Origin of the sequence: Pseudomonas orientalis (assembly GCF_002934065.1) — a bacterium.
GTDB lineage: Bacteria > Pseudomonadota > Gammaproteobacteria > Pseudomonadales > Pseudomonadaceae > Aquipseudomonas > Aquipseudomonas orientalis_A.
This window is the reverse complement of sequence record NZ_CP018049.1, coordinates 4,450,311-4,465,668: the sequence shown is the minus strand read 5'-3', so window position 1 is coordinate 4,465,668 and position 15,358 is coordinate 4,450,311. Positions and strand designations below refer to the sequence as shown.

Annotated in this window: 15 protein-coding genes; 13 read left to right on the top strand and 2 right to left on the bottom strand. The window is 60.7% G+C overall.

Annotated elements, in window-relative coordinates:
* Position 1 precedes the first annotated feature (1 nt).
* The 10 genes from BOP93_RS20030 (at position 2) to BOP93_RS19975 (ending at position 8,579) form a co-directional block, all read left to right on the top strand.
* Positions 2–364 (top strand): DUF4398 domain-containing protein, encoded by a 363-nt coding sequence (locus BOP93_RS20030; RefSeq protein ID WP_104504396.1) that lies wholly within the window; start codon positions 2–4, stop codon positions 362–364.
* The gene (locus tag BOP93_RS20025; RefSeq protein WP_104504395.1) at positions 361–1,164 is read left to right on the top strand and encodes an OmpA family protein; all 804 of its coding nucleotides are present in this window, start codon (positions 361–363) and stop codon (positions 1,162–1,164) included. The genes BOP93_RS20030 and BOP93_RS20025 overlap by 4 nt, the downstream gene beginning before the upstream one ends.
* Positions 1,165–1,891: 727 nt before the next feature.
* The gene (locus tag BOP93_RS20010) at positions 1,892–3,331 is read left to right on the top strand and encodes a PLP-dependent aminotransferase family protein (RefSeq protein ID WP_104504394.1); all 1,440 of its coding nucleotides are present in this window, start codon (positions 1,892–1,894) and stop codon (positions 3,329–3,331) included.
* A 93-nt stretch (positions 3,332–3,424) separates the two neighbouring features.
* The gene (locus BOP93_RS20005) at positions 3,425–3,916 is read left to right on the top strand and encodes a translation initiation factor 2 (RefSeq protein WP_104504393.1); all 492 of its coding nucleotides are present in this window, start codon (positions 3,425–3,427) and stop codon (positions 3,914–3,916) included.
* Positions 3,917–4,076: 160 nt separating this feature from the next.
* Entirely contained in the window at positions 4,077–4,331 is a 255-nt protein-coding gene (locus tag BOP93_RS20000) for a YkgJ family cysteine cluster protein (RefSeq protein ID WP_104504392.1), read from the top strand.
* A 41-nt stretch (positions 4,332–4,372) separates the two neighbouring features.
* Entirely contained in the window at positions 4,373–4,978 is a 606-nt protein-coding gene (locus tag BOP93_RS19995; protein WP_104504391.1) for an START domain-containing protein, read from the top strand.
* Positions 4,979–5,057: 79 nt separating this feature from the next.
* On the top strand, positions 5,058–5,318 hold the full coding sequence (locus tag BOP93_RS19990) for a hypothetical protein (RefSeq protein ID WP_104504390.1): 261 nt from the start codon (positions 5,058–5,060) through the stop codon (positions 5,316–5,318).
* Between the two features lie 217 nt (positions 5,319–5,535).
* Complete coding sequence (locus BOP93_RS19985; protein ID WP_057721151.1) at positions 5,536–5,877, top strand: ribonuclease E inhibitor RraB; 342 nt, start codon at positions 5,536–5,538, stop codon at positions 5,875–5,877.
* Between the two features lie 453 nt (positions 5,878–6,330).
* Positions 6,331–7,737 carry a circularly permuted type 2 ATP-grasp protein gene (locus BOP93_RS19980; protein WP_104504389.1) on the top strand — a complete coding sequence of 469 codons (1,407 nt, stop codon included), beginning with the start codon at positions 6,331–6,333 and terminating at the stop codon, positions 7,735–7,737.
* Between the two features lie 38 nt (positions 7,738–7,775).
* Positions 7,776–8,579, top strand: a complete 804-nt coding sequence (locus BOP93_RS19975; RefSeq protein ID WP_104504388.1) for a transglutaminase family protein — start codon at positions 7,776–7,778, stop codon at positions 8,577–8,579.
* A gap of 130 nt (positions 8,580–8,709) precedes the next feature.
* Here BOP93_RS19975 and BOP93_RS19970 read toward each other — a convergent pair whose 3' ends face one another.
* A complete protein-coding gene (locus BOP93_RS19970; protein WP_104505333.1) occupies positions 8,710–9,516 on the bottom strand; it encodes a c-type cytochrome in 807 nt (268 codons plus the stop codon).
* 647 nt (positions 9,517–10,163) lie between these two features.
* On the opposite strand from BOP93_RS19970, the gene BOP93_RS19965 reads away from it, so the two are divergent.
* From BOP93_RS19965 to BOP93_RS19955, 3 genes are all read left to right on the top strand, one after another.
* Entirely contained in the window at positions 10,164–11,369 is a 1,206-nt protein-coding gene (locus tag BOP93_RS19965; protein ID WP_104504387.1) for an acetyl-CoA C-acetyltransferase, read from the top strand.
* A gap of 16 nt (positions 11,370–11,385) precedes the next feature.
* Complete coding sequence (locus BOP93_RS19960) at positions 11,386–13,533, top strand: 3-hydroxyacyl-CoA dehydrogenase NAD-binding domain-containing protein (protein WP_104504386.1); 2,148 nt, start codon at positions 11,386–11,388, stop codon at positions 13,531–13,533.
* Positions 13,534–13,617: 84 nt separating this feature from the next.
* Positions 13,618–14,349: an amidotransferase gene (locus BOP93_RS19955; RefSeq protein WP_104504385.1), complete on the top strand. Its 732-nt coding sequence runs from the start codon at positions 13,618–13,620 to the stop codon at positions 14,347–14,349.
* Here the strand turns inward: BOP93_RS19955 and BOP93_RS19950 are convergent.
* Positions 14,327–15,298: a magnesium and cobalt transport protein CorA gene (locus BOP93_RS19950; RefSeq protein ID WP_065895469.1), complete on the bottom strand. Its 972-nt coding sequence runs from the start codon at positions 15,296–15,298 to the stop codon at positions 14,327–14,329. The genes BOP93_RS19955 and BOP93_RS19950 overlap by 23 nt on opposite strands.
* Positions 15,299–15,358: the final 60 nt, after the last annotated feature.

Here is a 15,358-nt window from a genome sequence, read left to right as displayed (position 1 = left end):
AGTGACTCTTCGACCTCTTTTCGCGGCCCTGGCCGTTGTCGCCCTGGCGGGATGTGCCACCGATCCTGCGCCGATTGAACAAATGCGCCTGACCCAGCAAGCCCTGGAACAAGCCAACGCCGTCGGCGCCAATACCGATGAATCGCCCGAGCTGAAACTGGCTGAAGAAAAATTTGCCAGAGCCCAGGGCAACATGGCCGACCAGTCCTACAAACACGCACGCATGCGCGCCGAACAGGCTGAGCTGGATGCGCGTCTGGCCGAGGCCAAGGTGCTGACGGGCAAGAGCCAGGAACAATTGAACGTGATCAACACCCGCATCGCGCGCCTGCGCAAGCAGTTGCAGCTGGGAGAAGCCCAATGATCCGCGGTGTGAGTGTGGCGTTACTGCTGAGCAGCGCGGTGCTGGGCGGCTGTGCCAGCCAGCCCAGTAGCGAGCAGGCGTTGCGACAGGCCGGCAATGACTTTCAGTCGGTCAAGGAAGACGCCAATGTATTGCGCTTCGCGCCCAAGGATGTGATCCGCGCCGGGGAGTCCCTGGCGCGTGCCGATCGCCTCTCCAGCTACTGGGGCAGCGGCGCCGACGTGGTGCATTACGCCTACCTGAGCCAACGCTACAGCGCCATCGCGCGGGAACACACCGAGCAGGGGCTGAACGCCGAGCGCCTTGCCAAGCTCGAGCTGGAACGCCAGCGCCTGCAATTGGCCTTGCGTGAAAGCAAGTTGGCCAGCGTGCAGCAGCAGGGCAAGTGGGTCGAACAGCAAATCGCCAGCCTGACCACCCAGACCGAGCGTGGCCTGGTGATGACCCTTGGCGATGTCTTGTTCGATACCGGCGAAGCCGAGTTGCAGAATTCGGCCAACCGTACGGTGTTGAAGGTCGTGCAGTTCCTGCAACTGAACCCCAGGCGCAAGGTGCGCATCGAGGGCTACACCGATGATACCGGGGGCGAACGTGACAACCTGAACCTGTCCCGTGACCGTGCCCAGTCGGTGGCAGATGTGCTGATTGACCTGGGGATCGACGAAAAACGCATCCAGGTCGAGGGGTATGGCGACAAGTACCCGGTGGAGGCCAATGCCTCCGAGCGTGGCCGTGCGCAGAACCGTCGGGTGGAAATTGTGTTCTCCGACGAAAAAGGCCAACTGGGCGCCGCTCGCTAAGAACCAGGCCCGGATCAAAATGTGGGAGGGGGCTTGCCCCCGATTGCAGGGGTCCAATCACAGATGTGTCTACTGACACTCCCTCATCGGGGCATAGGCATCTACACAACTCTGTAGCGCCCAACCGTAACCACGATGCGAAGCGAGTCGCTCTTGATCTTGATCTTGATCTGCTTTTGATCTTGATCTCAGGCGCCCCGTTAAACCACGCTGGCCGAACGCAGGCTTGAATCCGTGGGTAACCCGGCAGGACGCCGGGTTAGCCGCACTGGGCCAGGGATGGCCCATTGCGGCGGCCCACGGATTCAAGCCGGAGAGAGGGCACACCGAGCCTAGGCGAGGTGCCGAGTGGTGGGGCAAGAGCCCTTTGGTTACTTTGGGGCTTTTCCAAAGTGACCCGCCGTCAGGGCGGAACCCTAAGTAGCCGTTACCGCAGAAACGGATATGTACTCGATCTGATCCAACATCCTGGTCGGCCCAGAGGCCGCCATCGGGGGCAAGCCCCCTCCCACATTTGGACCGGGATCGACACCAACATCCTGGTTGGCCCAGAGGCCGCCATCGGGGCAAGCCCCCTCCCACATTTCGTCAGGTGTACGCCCTTACAGTTTTTTCTGTCACTGCGGCCCGTGCTCGACTATTGTGGCAACTGTCCCCGTACACTTCTAAACTGTGCCGGTATGTTTCACACAAAAATAAAATACCCCGTGAAATCGAGTGCTGCGTCATGACCAATCTGTTGCTCTACCAACGTATTGCCCAGCAATTGGCTGAGGACATCCGGCGTGGTGTCTATCAGCCGGGGGAGCGTGTGCCTTCGGTGCGCAAGATGAGCTCTCAGCTCAATGTGAGCCATGCCACGGTATTGCAGGCCTATGCCAACCTGGAAGACCAGGGGCTGATCCGGGCGCGGCCACAATCGGGCTATTACGTGCACCAGACACCGGCACTCACGGCGCCGACGCCGGACATCGCGCGGGTTGAACGCCCGGGGCTGGTCACCCGCAGCAGCATCATCCAGCAAGTGCTGGTCGAGTCGCGCCGCGAAGGCGTGTTCCCCTTGGGCGCGGCGGTGCCGAGTGTGGATTACCTGCCGGTACGGGCGCTGCACCAGCAACTGGCCAAGGTCACGCGCTTCCAGAGCCCGCGTGCTTTCAGCTACATGTTCAGCCCGGGCTTTGAACCGCTGCGTCGTCAGGTGGCGATTCGCATGCGCGATGCCGGTGTAGTGGTGGACCCCTCCGAAGTGGTGATCACCCACGGCTGCGTCGACGCCTTGCAGATGTCCCTGCGGGTGCTGACGCGCCCCGGCGACTTGATCGCCGCCGAGTCACCGACCTATTACGGTTTGCTGCAACTGGCCGATCTGCTGGGCCTCAAGGTCATCGAAATTCCCAGCGACCCGGCCACCGGAATGAGCCTGGAAGCCCTGCAACTGGCTGCCAATCAGTGGTCGATCAAGGCGCTGGTGCTGACCACGCGCCTGAGCAATCCGTTGGGCGGCACCATGCCCGAAGAGCGGCAGAAGCAGTTGCTGCGCCTGGCCTCGGATTTCGATATCCAGATCGTCGAGGACGATATCTACGGCGAGCTGATGTTCGAACTGGGTCGCACCAAGGCCCTGAAAGCCTATGACCGGCTTGACCGGGTCATCTATTGCTCGAGTTTTTCCAAGACCTTGTCCCCCGGCGTGCGCATCGGCTGGATGATCGCCGGCAAATACCAGCAGGAAATCCAGCGCCTGCAGATGTTCAGCACCCACTCGGCGTGCAGCGTCACCCAGATGGGCGTTGCGGCTTACCTGGAGAATGGCGGTTACGACCGGCACCTGCGTTACATTCGCCAGGAATACCGCAAGAACCTCAGCGCCTTCCAACTGGCAGTGCAGCAGTATTTCCCCGAAGGTACACAGATGACCCGCCCGACCGGCGGCTTTATCTTGTGGGTCAGTTTGCCGGGGAGGGTCAATACCCAGGAACTGCACGTGCGCGCCCTGCAACAGGGCATCAGCATCGCCCCAGGGCTGATTTTCAGTAATACGGAGCAGTTCAACCACTGTATCCGGCTCAATTGCGGCACCCCGTGGAACCGCGAGGCAGAGCGTGCGCTGATGACCCTCGGCATGCTTGCCAGCCAGTTGTGCCAGGAGACGGCAACGGGCTTTTGAGCGGGGCAATGGGGACAAGATTGATCTGCGTGCTTGTCATGCCACGCACAACAAGCGAGCATATGGCCTTCTGCCGTTAATGCTGTTGGCGATATGACATCTATTTTTCGCGCTGTCTGGATGATTGGCTTGTTAAGCCTGTGCAATGTTGGCACTGCGCTGGCGGCATCGCCCGTCACGCAATCCCATACTGCCGCGAGTGCCGAGCAGAACACCGCTGCGCAAAAACCGGCCGCGGTAAAGAAAGCGCCGCAGACGAAGAAAAAAACCGCCAAGTCTAAAAAACGCGCACCGATAGCGAGCAAGTCCAAGTCCGCCCGCGAAGTCGCCCAGACCAAGCTGCCACCGGCACAGTTGGACCTGTCTTTGCCATCGGACATGGTCAGGCTGTTGCAACCCATCGGCACCATGCCCAAGCCCAAGAGCGTGCCGCTATTGCCACCGATGTTCAGTGAAAGACCTTCCGACAACAGCGCATTCCAGATCAATGGCCGCTTGCTCAGCAACGAGATGAAGCTGCAATTGCGTAACGAAGAGCGGCGTGACGTGGAAGGTGCCGCGCTGGATTTCGAATTCAAGCAATAAACGTCTGACTCTCAGTGACTCACGCTCCCGACCATCTGTCGCAGACTGGTCGGTCACCTGTGTTTTGTACGAAAAACCCCTGTTGGACCATTTTAAAACGGCTGTTTAAGGGCGTACTCTAGCCCGGCCATCCCATTGAGTCGTCGAGGACCTGCTGGTCATGAAATGCCGTGAAGGCTGTGGCGCTTGCTGCATCGCTCCCTCCATCAGTTCGCCGCTGCCGGGAATGCCCCAGGGCAAACCCGCGGGAGAACGCTGCCTGCACTTGTCGGTCGAACACCTGTGCCAACTGTTCGGCCAACCGGAGCGACCGGCGGTGTGCAGCGATTTCAAGGCAGATATCGACGTCTGCGGCAGCAACCAGGCCGATGCCATCCGCTTGATCGGCTGGTGGGAGCAGATGACGGCGGCTTGATGGGCTTTACTATCGGAACTTCAACAATAAGGAATACATCGATGGGTTCGCTGAAACGAATGGCTGTGGTCTGCGGTTTTACAATGATGTTCGCGGGCGCTGCCCAGGCCGAGGATTGGCAAGTGGCCAAGGACGAGGACGGGATCAAGGTGTCCCTGAGCGAAGTGGCCGGTTCCAAGTACAAGGCCTATCGCGGGGTGACGGTGATCAAGGCGCCAGTGGCAAAGATCGTTGCGCTGCAGGAGGACGTAGCGGGTGCCTGCAAGTGGATTCATGAGTGCAAATCGCAAAAGCTCGTCGACAAGAAAGGCGATGAAGCCTGGACCTACACCCAGTTCAAGGCGCCGTTCCCGGTGACGGACCGTGATTCGTACATCCATGTCACCACCACCCGGTCCGCTGACGGTACCGTCACCCGTAAACTGGAGGGTGTGCCGACCTACAAGCCTGAAGAGAAAGGCTATGTGCGGGTGGCCCAGGTGGAAGGTTCCTGGACGCTGGTGCCCAAGGGTGCCAACGAAACCGAAGTGACCTATCAGGTGCACACCGAGCCGGGCGGCAGCGTGCCGTCGTGGTTGGCCAACAAGTTTGTGGTGGACGCGCCGTTCAACACCTTGAAAGCCTTGAAGGAACACGCCGAGAAGTAAGCGCGGCGAATCCTGTGCCTCCTGCCTTGAGTGGAACGTTTGGTGAAGCCTCAAGGTCCAGATAGATGTGAGCCCACACATGGGTTTTATCGAGGAGGCACCGATGCCGAAGTGGAACATTTCTTTCATCAATGACCGTGGTGAGCCGGTAGTCGAGCAATTTGACTGCGATCATGAGCCGACGCTGGAAGAGGCTGCACAGCTGGTGCGTGTACGCGTGTCGCCGGTATTGGAAAAGCTGGACCTCAACGATCTTGCCGATCGTGTTCCCGATCCTACGGTCAAGAGCTTGCACGACCAAAACGGTATCAAAGACCTCAGGGTCGAACCCGCCGCCTGAATATTCCCTGCACGGCATCCTTGCGCCTCTGGTGCAGGTGGTAGCTTCGCGCTACTCTGCAATCGAGATCAGCGAATCAATCGCTCAGGTCTGGTCTTGTCAGCTACATGCTTGTTTTCCTGCGGTGGTCATTGCCGTGGTACCCGCGCCAGTAGCGCGCGGGCTTCAGCTTCAGGAAGCACGGAAAGTCTATCCATCAGTCTGAGGAGGACGTTTCATGAGCACAGCCTATCAAGAAGACATCAGCACCAACGTTCTGCGCCGCATGAAAGAAGGCGGCTTCGACTTCTCACGCTTTCACCCCATCGAGTTCTACGCCATTTTTCCTGATGAAGAACGGGCGCGCAGGGCTGCGGGTCGATTTCGTGGAGAATCGCTGAACGCCCAGGTCAGCGCACGCGACGATGGTGCCTGGTACTTGGAGTTGAGCAAAATCATGTCTGCAACCTACGACGGTATAGGAGACTTCGAGCAGGACTTTGAGGCAGTGGTAGAGCCGCTTGGCGGGATCATCGAAGGCTGGGGCGTCAAGCAGGAGGTGCGTGGGTTACCCATGTAGCGTTTATGAGCAACACAGCACATCGGCTGACCTTTGGGTCGGCCGATTTTGTTTGGGCTGCCCGCCAATGTTCGCAACGTGCCGCGCGCTTTGTGTGCGCCCAAAAAAAAGCCACCCGAATAGGGTGGCTGAAAGGGAAGATCGAGGAGCCGATCAGTACACGAGCTGACACGGTACTGGCTGTGCAAAGGGTTTAGCTGTAGGACATGTCCTTTTCAGCCGATGGAGATGATTATCCGCAGGTGCGGGCGGGCAGTGAAATCAACTCTGACTATGCTGGTGATAGTCAGAGGTCGCATCGCCATGAAGCGTGCGGCGAAACTCCGGTGATTACGCGCACCAGGACGGTGCAGTGAGAATCCCCGGGTTGTCCAGGTTTTTGATTTTCAAGTGTTTATGCCGCTGGCACGGGCCTTGCGAAGGTCCTTGCGTCCGGGTGACAAGGAGTACGGCATGATCCGCACTTACGATGAAATGTACGATGGGGCAGGGCAGGTCCGGCCCCATTACCGCCAGTTCGCCCGTTGGTTGGCCGATACCCCAGCCGAACTGCTGGCCCAGCGTCGGCGCGAGGCCGATTTGCTGTTCCATCGTGCAGGGATCACCTTCACGCTTTATGGGGACGAGCAAGGGACCGAGCGCTTGATTCCCTTCGACACCATCCCCCGCAGCATCCCGGCGAGCGAATGGCGAATGGTCGAGCGCGGCTGTATCCAGCGGGTCAAGGCGCTGAACATGTTCCTCGCTGACCTGTATCACGAACAACGCATCATCAGGGCCGGGATCATTCCCGCCGAACAGGTGCTGGCCAACGAGCAATACCAGTTGGCCATGCAGGGCCTGAACCTGCACCGTGATCTGTATTCCCACGTCTCCGGGGTCGACCTCGTTCGCGATGGCGACGGCACCTACTACGTACTGGAAGACAACCTGCGTACGCCGAGCGGCGTCAGCTACATGCTTGAAGACCGCAAGATGATGATGCGCCTGTTCCCGGAGCTGTTCGCGGCCCAGCGTATTGCTCCGATTGATCATTACCCCAACCTGTTGCTCGACACCCTGAAAAGCGCCAGCCCCCTGGATAATCCGAGCGTGGTGGTGCTGACCCCGGGGCGCTTCAACAGTGCGTTTTTCGAGCATGCCTTCCTCGCCCGGGAAATGGGCGTGGAACTGGTGGAAGGCGCCGATTTGTTCGTGCGCGATGACCGCGTATTCATGCGCACCACCGACGGCCCCAAAGCGGTGGACGTGATCTATCGGCGTCTCGACGATGCGTATCTCGACCCGCTGGCCTTCAACCCTGCTTCGATGCTCGGTGTGCCGGGCCTGCTGGCCGCCTACCGCTCGGGCAATGTGGTGCTGGCCAATGCCATCGGCACCGGGGTGGCGGATGACAAATCGGTCTATCCCTTCGTCACTGAGATGATCCGTTTTTACCTGGGTGAAGAACCGATCCTGCAGAACGTTCCGACGTTTCAATGCCGTAAGCCCGACGAATTGTCCCACGTCCTGGCCCACTTGCCCGAGTTGGTGGTCAAGGAAACCCAGGGCTCCGGCGGCTACGGCATGCTGGTGGGCCCGGCGTCCACGGCGGCGGAAATCGAGGCGTTCCGCGCACGCATCAAGGCCAAGCCCCACGCTTATATCGCCCAACCCACCCTGTGTTTGTCCACCTGCCCGACGTTTGTTGAAAACGGCATCGCGCCGCGGCATATCGACCTGCGCCCGTTCGTGCTGTCCGGCAAGGACACCCGCGTGGTGCCCGGTGGCCTGACCCGCGTTGCGCTGCGCGAAGGTTCGCTGGTGGTCAACTCGTCCCAGGGTGGTGGTACCAAAGACACTTGGGTGGTCGAGGACTGACCTATGTTGAGTAGAAACTGTTCCTACCTGGAGGCGGCATGAGAATTTCCATCAGCCACGAAACCACCTACCGCTACGAAGACCAGGTGCGCGCCAGCATTCAGTATCTGCGCCTGACGCCCCACGACAGCGAGCGCCAGCACGTGCTCAGCTGGCAGCTTGACCTGCCGCGCCCTGTGCGGGCGCAAGTGGACCCGTTCGGCAACATCCTGCATGTGCTGACGCTGGACGAACCTCACGACTCCATCATCATCGGCGCCCGTGGCCAGGTGGATATCGACGAGCTGCGCGAGGCCGAACATGAGAGCCAGTCGGCCTTTCCGTTCCTGCGCTGCACGCGCCTGACCGAGCCCGACGAAGCCCTGCACGGTTTTGCCCGGCAGCACTGCCACCAGCGTCGTGACCGCACGGCCCTGATCGACCTGATGCAGGCCTTGAACCAATCGATGCGCTACACGCCGGGCGCCACCCAAGTCGACACCTGCGCGGCTGAAGCCTTCGCCGGCCACGCGGGCGTCTGCCAGGACCATACCCATGCGTTCCTGGCCTGCGCGCGCAGCCTGGGCATTCCGGCGCGGTATGTATCAGGGTATTTGTACACCGAAGACACTACGCACCTGGCCAGCCATGCCTGGGCCGAAGCCTGGCTGGATGACGCCTGGTACAGTTTTGATGTGACCAACCAGTTGGCCCGGCCGGAGCGGCACCTGAAGCTGGCCGTGGGCCTGGACTATCTGGATGCCTGCCCGGTGCGCGGCATGCGCCGTGGGGGCGGGCATGAGCAGATGCATGCCAAGGTGTTCGTGGCGCCGACCCCGGTGATCTCTGTCCAGCAACAATAATCAGCGACTGAACGCAGTTCAAATGTGGGAGGGGGCTTGCCCCCGATGGCGGAGTGTCAGTCACAGCATCTGTGTCTGACCCCCTGCCATCGGGGGCAAGCCCCCTCCCACATTTTGATCTGCGCAAGCCTCAAGGCTGTTGCTTGCGCCCCGCCATATGCCGCAAGTACCCCACCAGCAGATCCAACTCGTCGTCCGGCAACACACTGGCCGCAAACGCCGGCATCTTCGCCTGCGGCCAGTGCCGCAGGCTCTGCGGGTCGCGAATGTACCGCTTGAGGAAATCGCCGCTGAAATATTCAGTGGGGTTGTAGGGAATATTCAGATCCGGCCCCACCTGTGCATCGCCGGCCCCATTAAGGCGGTGGCAGGCCAGGCAGTTCTTCTGAAACAGCGCAAAGCCGTGATTGATCGGGTCATCCGCCGGCAACGTCGGGTCGGGTAACAAGGCGGGGAAGCGCTCGGCGACCGTCTGTAATTGCTTGATCCTGGAGATCTGGAAGGGCCACTGCTCCGGGCTGACATGCCCTGCCTGCGGGTCGGTCCACACCAGATAGAACGGCCCGGCGCTCGGTTTGCCTGGCGTCAGGGCGGGCCAGGGATGGGCCGGGTCTTCCACTGCCAGCCAGGCGCGCGCGCCGTTTTTTTGCAGCAGGGGCGCGGCGGCGAGTTCAGCGGCAAAGCCGTCAAGGGCGATCGCTTGCAGATGGCTCGCAGGGTTCAAGCCCTTCAGGAGAACCGCCAAAGGCACCGCGCGATAGGTCATGGTGCGCTTGTAGGAAACATCATCGACAACCTGCACCGTCTGCGCGTCGGGGTGCTTGAGCAGGTCCGAGGTCTGCCAGGTCTTGCTGGCGTGGTCCAGTTCAATGGTCAATTGCGCGGCCCAGGCGGGCAGGGCCAGCAGCAGGGCAACGAAGGCGAGGATCAATTTCAAGGGATAGCCCGGGTTCGCAGTGGCAGAAAACGCACGATAGCGCAAATCCGCACGCAAAAAGACAGCCCCCGCAACGGGACCGCTATTCGCAATGTCCCGGCAGGTGCTGCCAAAAGCTGCAGTCCCGATACTGTGGGTGCGCGCAACAGGTCGCTCGCGTCGTCACCCGATAACCTTGGTTAAATTGGGCAAGATCAGAATCAGTGTGGTGGCGAACAGAATAAGTCCCGCCTGACGTACTTTCGAATGTTTGAACATGGCTGACTGCCTTTTGTTGTTATTCCTGAGCGTCAAATGCGTGCCGGTTAATCCAGTATCGCGATCTGGCGTGACACTTTTCTTACAACCGCTCCAGCAAAACCCGGCAGCAGCTTCTTACAGATTCAACCTTAGAGCCCTCGTTCTTCGGCGCTTAGATCCATTTCATATCAACTCATCACGTTTTCTGCTTAAAACGGCATGAGGCCTAGTGCCATCTTGGCGCCAACCCCAAGGCTAGACAGCTAAAACGATTAACCCGGGGTTTCCCATAGCTGCCTACCGTTCGTCCGAGCGAGGGGGTCAAAAGCATTGAGCGCATCCGTCATTGAAACCGTGTCAATCGGGCCTAAGGTAAGGGCATACGCCCACTGTGGTTCGAGGACATCATGACCCAAGCTTTGATCTTTGATGCGATACGCACGCCCCGTGGCAAGGGCAAGGCCGACGGCGCCCTGCACAGCGTCAAGCCGGTAAACCTTGTCGCCGGCTTGCTCACCGCGCTGGCGCAGCGTAGCGATCTCGACACTCGCCAGGTGGACGATATCGTCCTCGGCTGCGTCACCCCGGTGGGCGATCAGGGCGCCGATATCGCCAAGACCGCCGCGCTGGTCGCGGACTGGGACGTCAGTGTTGCCGGCGTGCAGATCAACCGCTTCTGCGCCTCGGGCCTGGAGGCGGTCAACCTGGGGGCGATGAAAATACGCTCCGGATTTGAAGACCTGGTGGTGGTCGGCGGTGTCGAATCCATGTCCCGCGTGCCGATGGGCAGCGACGGTGGCGCCTGGGTACTCGACCCGCAAACCAACCTGCACAGCCACTTCACGCCTCAGGGCATTGGTGCCGACCTGATCGCTACCCTGGAAGGCTTCACCCGCCAGGACGTGGACACTTTTGCCCTACAGTCGCAGCAGAAAGCCGCCAGGGCGCGGGCAGACGGTTCCTTCAACAAGTCGCTGATCGCGGTGCAGGACCAGAACGGCATCGTGCTGCTGGACCATGACGAATTCATTCGCGGCGACTCAACCCTCGAGGGCCTGGGCAAGCTCAAGCCCAGCTTCGAAATGATCGGCCAGATGGGCTTCGACGCCACTGCACTGCGGGTCTACAGCCATGTGGAACGCATCGACCATGTGCACACGCCGGGCAACAGCTCCGGCATCGTGGATGGCGCCGCGTTGATGTTGATCGGTTCCGAGGCCAAGGGGCGCGAACTCGGCCTGCAACCACGGGCGCGCATTGTCGCCACGGCCGTCACCGGCACCGACCCGACCATCATGCTCACCGGCCCTGCACCGGCCACCCGCAAGGCGCTGGCCAAGGCCGGCCTGCGTGTTGAAGACATCGACCTGTTCGAGGTCAACGAAGCGTTTGCGTCGGTCGTGCTCAAGTTCATCAAGGACATGGGGATCGACGCCACCCGCGTCAATGTCAATGGCGGCTCGATCGCCATGGGCCACCCCTTGGGCGCCACCGGCTGCGCGATCCTCGGCACCTTGCTCGACGAGCTGGAAGTACGTCGGCAGCGCTACGGCCTGGCCATCCTGTGTGTCGGCGGTGGCATGGGCATCGCCACCGTCATCGAACGTCTCTGAGCCAAAGGAACCTGTCATGACCGACGCCATTCGTTACGAAAAAGGCCAGGACCAGATCGTGGTGCTGACCCTCGACATGCCCGGCCAGAGCGCCAATACCATGAACGCGGCGTACCGTGAAGCGATGGCGGCCACCGTTGCGCGCCTGGAGGCGGAAAAAGACACCCTGGCCGGGGTGATCATCACCTCGGCCAAGAAAACCTTTTTTGCCGGTGGCGACCTCAATGAGCTGATCCAGGTCGACAAAGCCCACGCCAAGGCTTTCTACGCCGACGTAGGCGTGTTGAAGGCCCAACTGCGCAGCCTGGAAACCCTCGGCAAGCCGGTGGTGGCCGCGATCAATGGCGCGGCGCTTGGAGGTGGCTGGGAGATCTGCCTGGCCTGTCATCACCGGGTCGCGCTGGACGACACGTCCGTGCAGCTCGGCTTGCCGGAAGTCACCTTGGGCCTGCTGCCGGGAGGTGGCGGGGTGGTGCGCATGGTGCGCCTGCTGGGCCTGGAAAAAGCCCTGCCGTATCTGCTCGAAGGCAAGAAAGTGCGGCCGGCGCAGGCACTGCAGGCGGGCCTGATCGATGACGTGGCGGCAGACCGCGACGAACTGCTGACCAAGGCGCGCGCCTGGATCCTCGCCAACCCGCAGGCCAGGCAGCCGTGGGATAACAAGGGCTATCAGATTCCCGGGGGCACGCCGTCGAACCCGAAAGTCGCGCAGATGCTCGCCATTGCGCCGTCGATTCTGCGCAGCAAGACCCAGGGCTGTTTCCCGGCACCGGAGAAAATCCTCTGCGCCGCCGTGGAAGGCGCACAGGTGGATTTCGACACCGCACACCTGATCGAAACCCGCTATTTCACCGAGCTGGTGACCGGTCAGGTGGCGAAAAACATGATCGGCACGTTCTGGTTCCAGCTCAATGAAATCAACGCCGGCCGCTCGCGACCACAAGGTTTTGCGCGGTATGTGACGCGCAAGGTCGGCGTACTCGGCGCCGGCATGATGGGGGCGGGCATTGCTTACGTCAGTGCCTGTGCGGGCGTTGACGTGGTGCTCAAGGACATCAGCCTGGCCGCTGCCGAGAAGGGCAAGGCCCATTCGGCGGCGTTGCTGGACAAGAAAGTCAGCCGTGGGCAACTGACCGCCGAGCAGCGGGAAACCATCCTGGCGCGGATTCACCCTGCACAGGATGACGCCGACCTGGCTGGCTGTGATTGGGTGATCGAAGCGGTGTTCGAAGACCGCGAACTCAAGGCCAGGGTATCGGCCGCCGCACAACGCGTGGTCGGTGCAGACGCGGTGATCGCCTCCAACACCTCGACATTGCCCATCAGCGGCCTGGCGAGTGCGGTGCCCGACCCTGGCAAATTCATCGGCCTGCATTTCTTCAGCCCGGTGGACAAGATGGCCCTGGTGGAAATCATCAAGGGCGCCCACACCAGCGACGAAACCCTGGCTCGGGGTTTCGACTTCGTACTGCAAATCAAGAAAACCCCGATTGTGGTCAACGACAGCCGCGGCTTCTTCACCTCGCGGGTATTCAGCACGTTCACCAATGAAGGCATCGCCATGCTCGGCGAAGGCGTGGCCGCGCCGATGATCGAGACCGAAGCGCGCAAAGCCGGTATGCCGGTAGGGCCGCTGGCGGTGTCCGATGAAGTGTCCCTCAGCCTCATGAGCCATATCCGACAGCAAACCGCCAAGGACCTGCAAGCGCAGGGCAAGGCAGCGCCGACCCATCCGGCGACGGCGGTGATCGATCTGCTGGTCAACGACCACAAGCGCACGGGCAAAGCTGCGGGTGGCGGTTTCTATGACTATCCGGCAGGCGCCCAGAAGCGCCTGTGGCCCGAACTCAAGACGCGGTTCGAACAGCCCGATAAACAGATTTCGCCCCAGGATGTGCGCGATCGCTTGTTGTTTATCCAGGCCATCGAAACCGTGCGCTGTGTGGAGGAGGGCGTGTTGATGTCCACCGCCGACGCCAATATCGGTTCGATCTTCGGCATTGGCTTCGCGGCCTGGAGTGGCGGCGCGCTGCAGTTTATCAATCAGTACGGCCTGGACGACTTTATCGCCCGGGCGCGCTATCTGGCCGAGCAGTACGGGGAGCGTTTCGCGCCACCGGCGTTGTTGCTGGAGAAAGCGGCACAAGGCGCAACCTTTTGCTGATCAACCAGGGGCTTGCTTTGCAGATACCTTTCAAGGCACGCTCTGGGGTGTTCAATATTCCCATCGCCGTGTCAGGTATTTTTTATGTCGCTACGCGTCTGCATCCTGGAAACCGATATCCTGCGTCCGGGCCTGATCGATCAGTACCAGGGCTACGGGCAGATGTTCAAGCGCCTGTTCGCCAAGCAGCCGATTGCCGCCGAGTTTGTGGTGTACAACGTGGTGCAGGGTGAATACCCGCCGAATGACGAAGTGTTTGACGCGTACCTGATCACCGGCAGCAAGGCCGACTCGTTCGGCACCGATCCATGGATCCAGACCCTCAAGACCTACGTGCTCCAGCGCTATGAACGCGGCGATAAGCTGCTGGGTATTTGCTTCGGCCATCAGTTGCTGGCGTTGCTGCTTGGTGGCAAGACCGAACGCGCCAGCCAGGGCTGGGGCATGGGCATCCACGATTACAAGCTCGATGCCAAGGCGCCTTGGATGAGTCCTGAAGTACCGGAACTGACGCTGTTGATCAGTCATCAGGACCAGGTCACCACCTTGCCGAAAAATGCCACGGTCATCGCCTCCAGTGAGTTTTGCCCCATCGCGGCGTATCACATCGGTGACCAAGTGCTGTGCTTCCAGGGCCACCCGGAATTCGTTCAGGACTATTCCCGCGAACTGCTAGAGATACTTCAGACAACTCTGGGCGAAAAGGTCTACACCAACGGCGTGGCCAGCCTTGAGCGCGACCACCACGGTGCGACCGTGGCGGAATGGATGATGCGCTTTGTGGCGCAAAAACCTAAAGCCAACCCGACCGTTTGAAGCTCGCCCACAGGCTGGTGCAGCCCACCGCAATAAACCCGAGCACTGCAAAGTAGCCGTAGTGCCATTGCAGCTCGGGCATGTTCTGGAAATTCATCCCATAAATCCCCGCCACCGCGGTGGGGAACGCGAGGATCGCCGCCCAGGCGGCGAACTTGCGCTGCACCACACTCTGGCGCGAGGCCTCCAGCAGCACGCCGAGCTCGATGGTCTGGCTGGCAATGTCGCGCAGAGTCGTCAAGTCTTCCATCTGCCGCGTGACGTGGATCTGCACGTCACGGAAGTAGGGGCGCATGTTCTTGTCGATAAACGGAAAGCTCAGCTTCTGCAACTCCTGGCTGATCTCCACCATCGGCGCCACATAGCGCTTGAGCCGCAGCACGTCGCGGCGCAGGCCGTGGAGGTTCTGGATATCGCGCTCGCTCAGGGAACTGCACAGCACATTGCGCTCCAGTTCATCGATCTCGGCGTGGATCGCTTCGCTGACCGGCTGGTAGTTTTCGGTGACGAAATCCAGCAAGGCATAGAGTACGAAATCTTCCCCATGCTCCAGCAACAACGGACGCGCCTCACAGCGCTGGCGCACAAAACCGTAGGACGCCGAATGCCCGTTGCGGGCGGTGATGATGTAGCCATTGCCGGCGAAGATATGGGTCTCGATAAACTCCAGCTTGCCGTTCTCGCGCACCGGTGAGTACGTGACGATAAACAGCGCGTCGCCGAAGGTTTCCAGCTTCGGGCGACTGTGTTTTTCCATGGCGTCTTCGATCGCCAGCTCATGCAGGTTGAACTGGTGCTGCAGGTTGGTCAGTTCCTGGGCGCTGGGCTCTTCCAGGCCGATCCACACAAAGTGGCCGGGTTTGGCGGCCCAGGCTGCACCTTCGTCGAGGGTGATATCCGTGACTTTCTTTCCGGCGCTGTAGACGGCGGCGGCAACGACTCTACCCATGGTGCTGATCACTTCTTATCTGGATGACAGGTGTTGGGCAGCTTAGCGTGAATGGCGTTC

Excerpts from the sequence above, each read along its gene's own strand:
- BOP93_RS19960 (WP_104504386.1), top strand. The coding sequence starts at position 11,386 with ATGACCGACGCCATTCGTTACGAAAAAGGCCAGGACCAGATCGTGGTG.
- BOP93_RS19985 (WP_057721151.1), top strand. The coding sequence starts at position 5,536 with ATGAGCACAGCCTATCAAGAAGACATCAGCACCAACGTTCTGCGCCGC.
- BOP93_RS19965 (WP_104504387.1), top strand. The coding sequence starts at position 10,164 with ATGACCCAAGCTTTGATCTTTGATGCGATACGCACGCCCCGTGGCAAG.
- BOP93_RS19995 (WP_104504391.1), top strand. The coding sequence starts at position 4,373 with ATGGGTTCGCTGAAACGAATGGCTGTGGTCTGCGGTTTTACAATGATG.
- BOP93_RS19980 (WP_104504389.1), top strand. The coding sequence starts at position 6,331 with ATGATCCGCACTTACGATGAAATGTACGATGGGGCAGGGCAGGTCCGG.
- BOP93_RS20005 (WP_104504393.1), top strand. The coding sequence starts at position 3,425 with ATGACATCTATTTTTCGCGCTGTCTGGATGATTGGCTTGTTAAGCCTG.
- BOP93_RS20025 (WP_104504395.1), top strand. The coding sequence starts at position 361 with ATGATCCGCGGTGTGAGTGTGGCGTTACTGCTGAGCAGCGCGGTGCTG.
- BOP93_RS19975 (WP_104504388.1), top strand. The coding sequence starts at position 7,776 with ATGAGAATTTCCATCAGCCACGAAACCACCTACCGCTACGAAGACCAG.
- BOP93_RS19950 (WP_065895469.1), bottom strand. The coding sequence starts at position 15,298 with ATGGGTAGAGTCGTTGCCGCCGCCGTCTACAGCGCCGGAAAGAAAGTC.
- BOP93_RS19990 (WP_104504390.1), top strand. The coding sequence starts at position 5,058 with ATGGGTTTTATCGAGGAGGCACCGATGCCGAAGTGGAACATTTCTTTC.
- BOP93_RS19955 (WP_104504385.1), top strand. The coding sequence starts at position 13,618 with ATGTCGCTACGCGTCTGCATCCTGGAAACCGATATCCTGCGTCCGGGC.
- BOP93_RS20000 (WP_104504392.1), top strand. The coding sequence starts at position 4,077 with ATGAAATGCCGTGAAGGCTGTGGCGCTTGCTGCATCGCTCCCTCCATC.
- BOP93_RS20010 (WP_104504394.1), top strand. The coding sequence starts at position 1,892 with ATGACCAATCTGTTGCTCTACCAACGTATTGCCCAGCAATTGGCTGAG.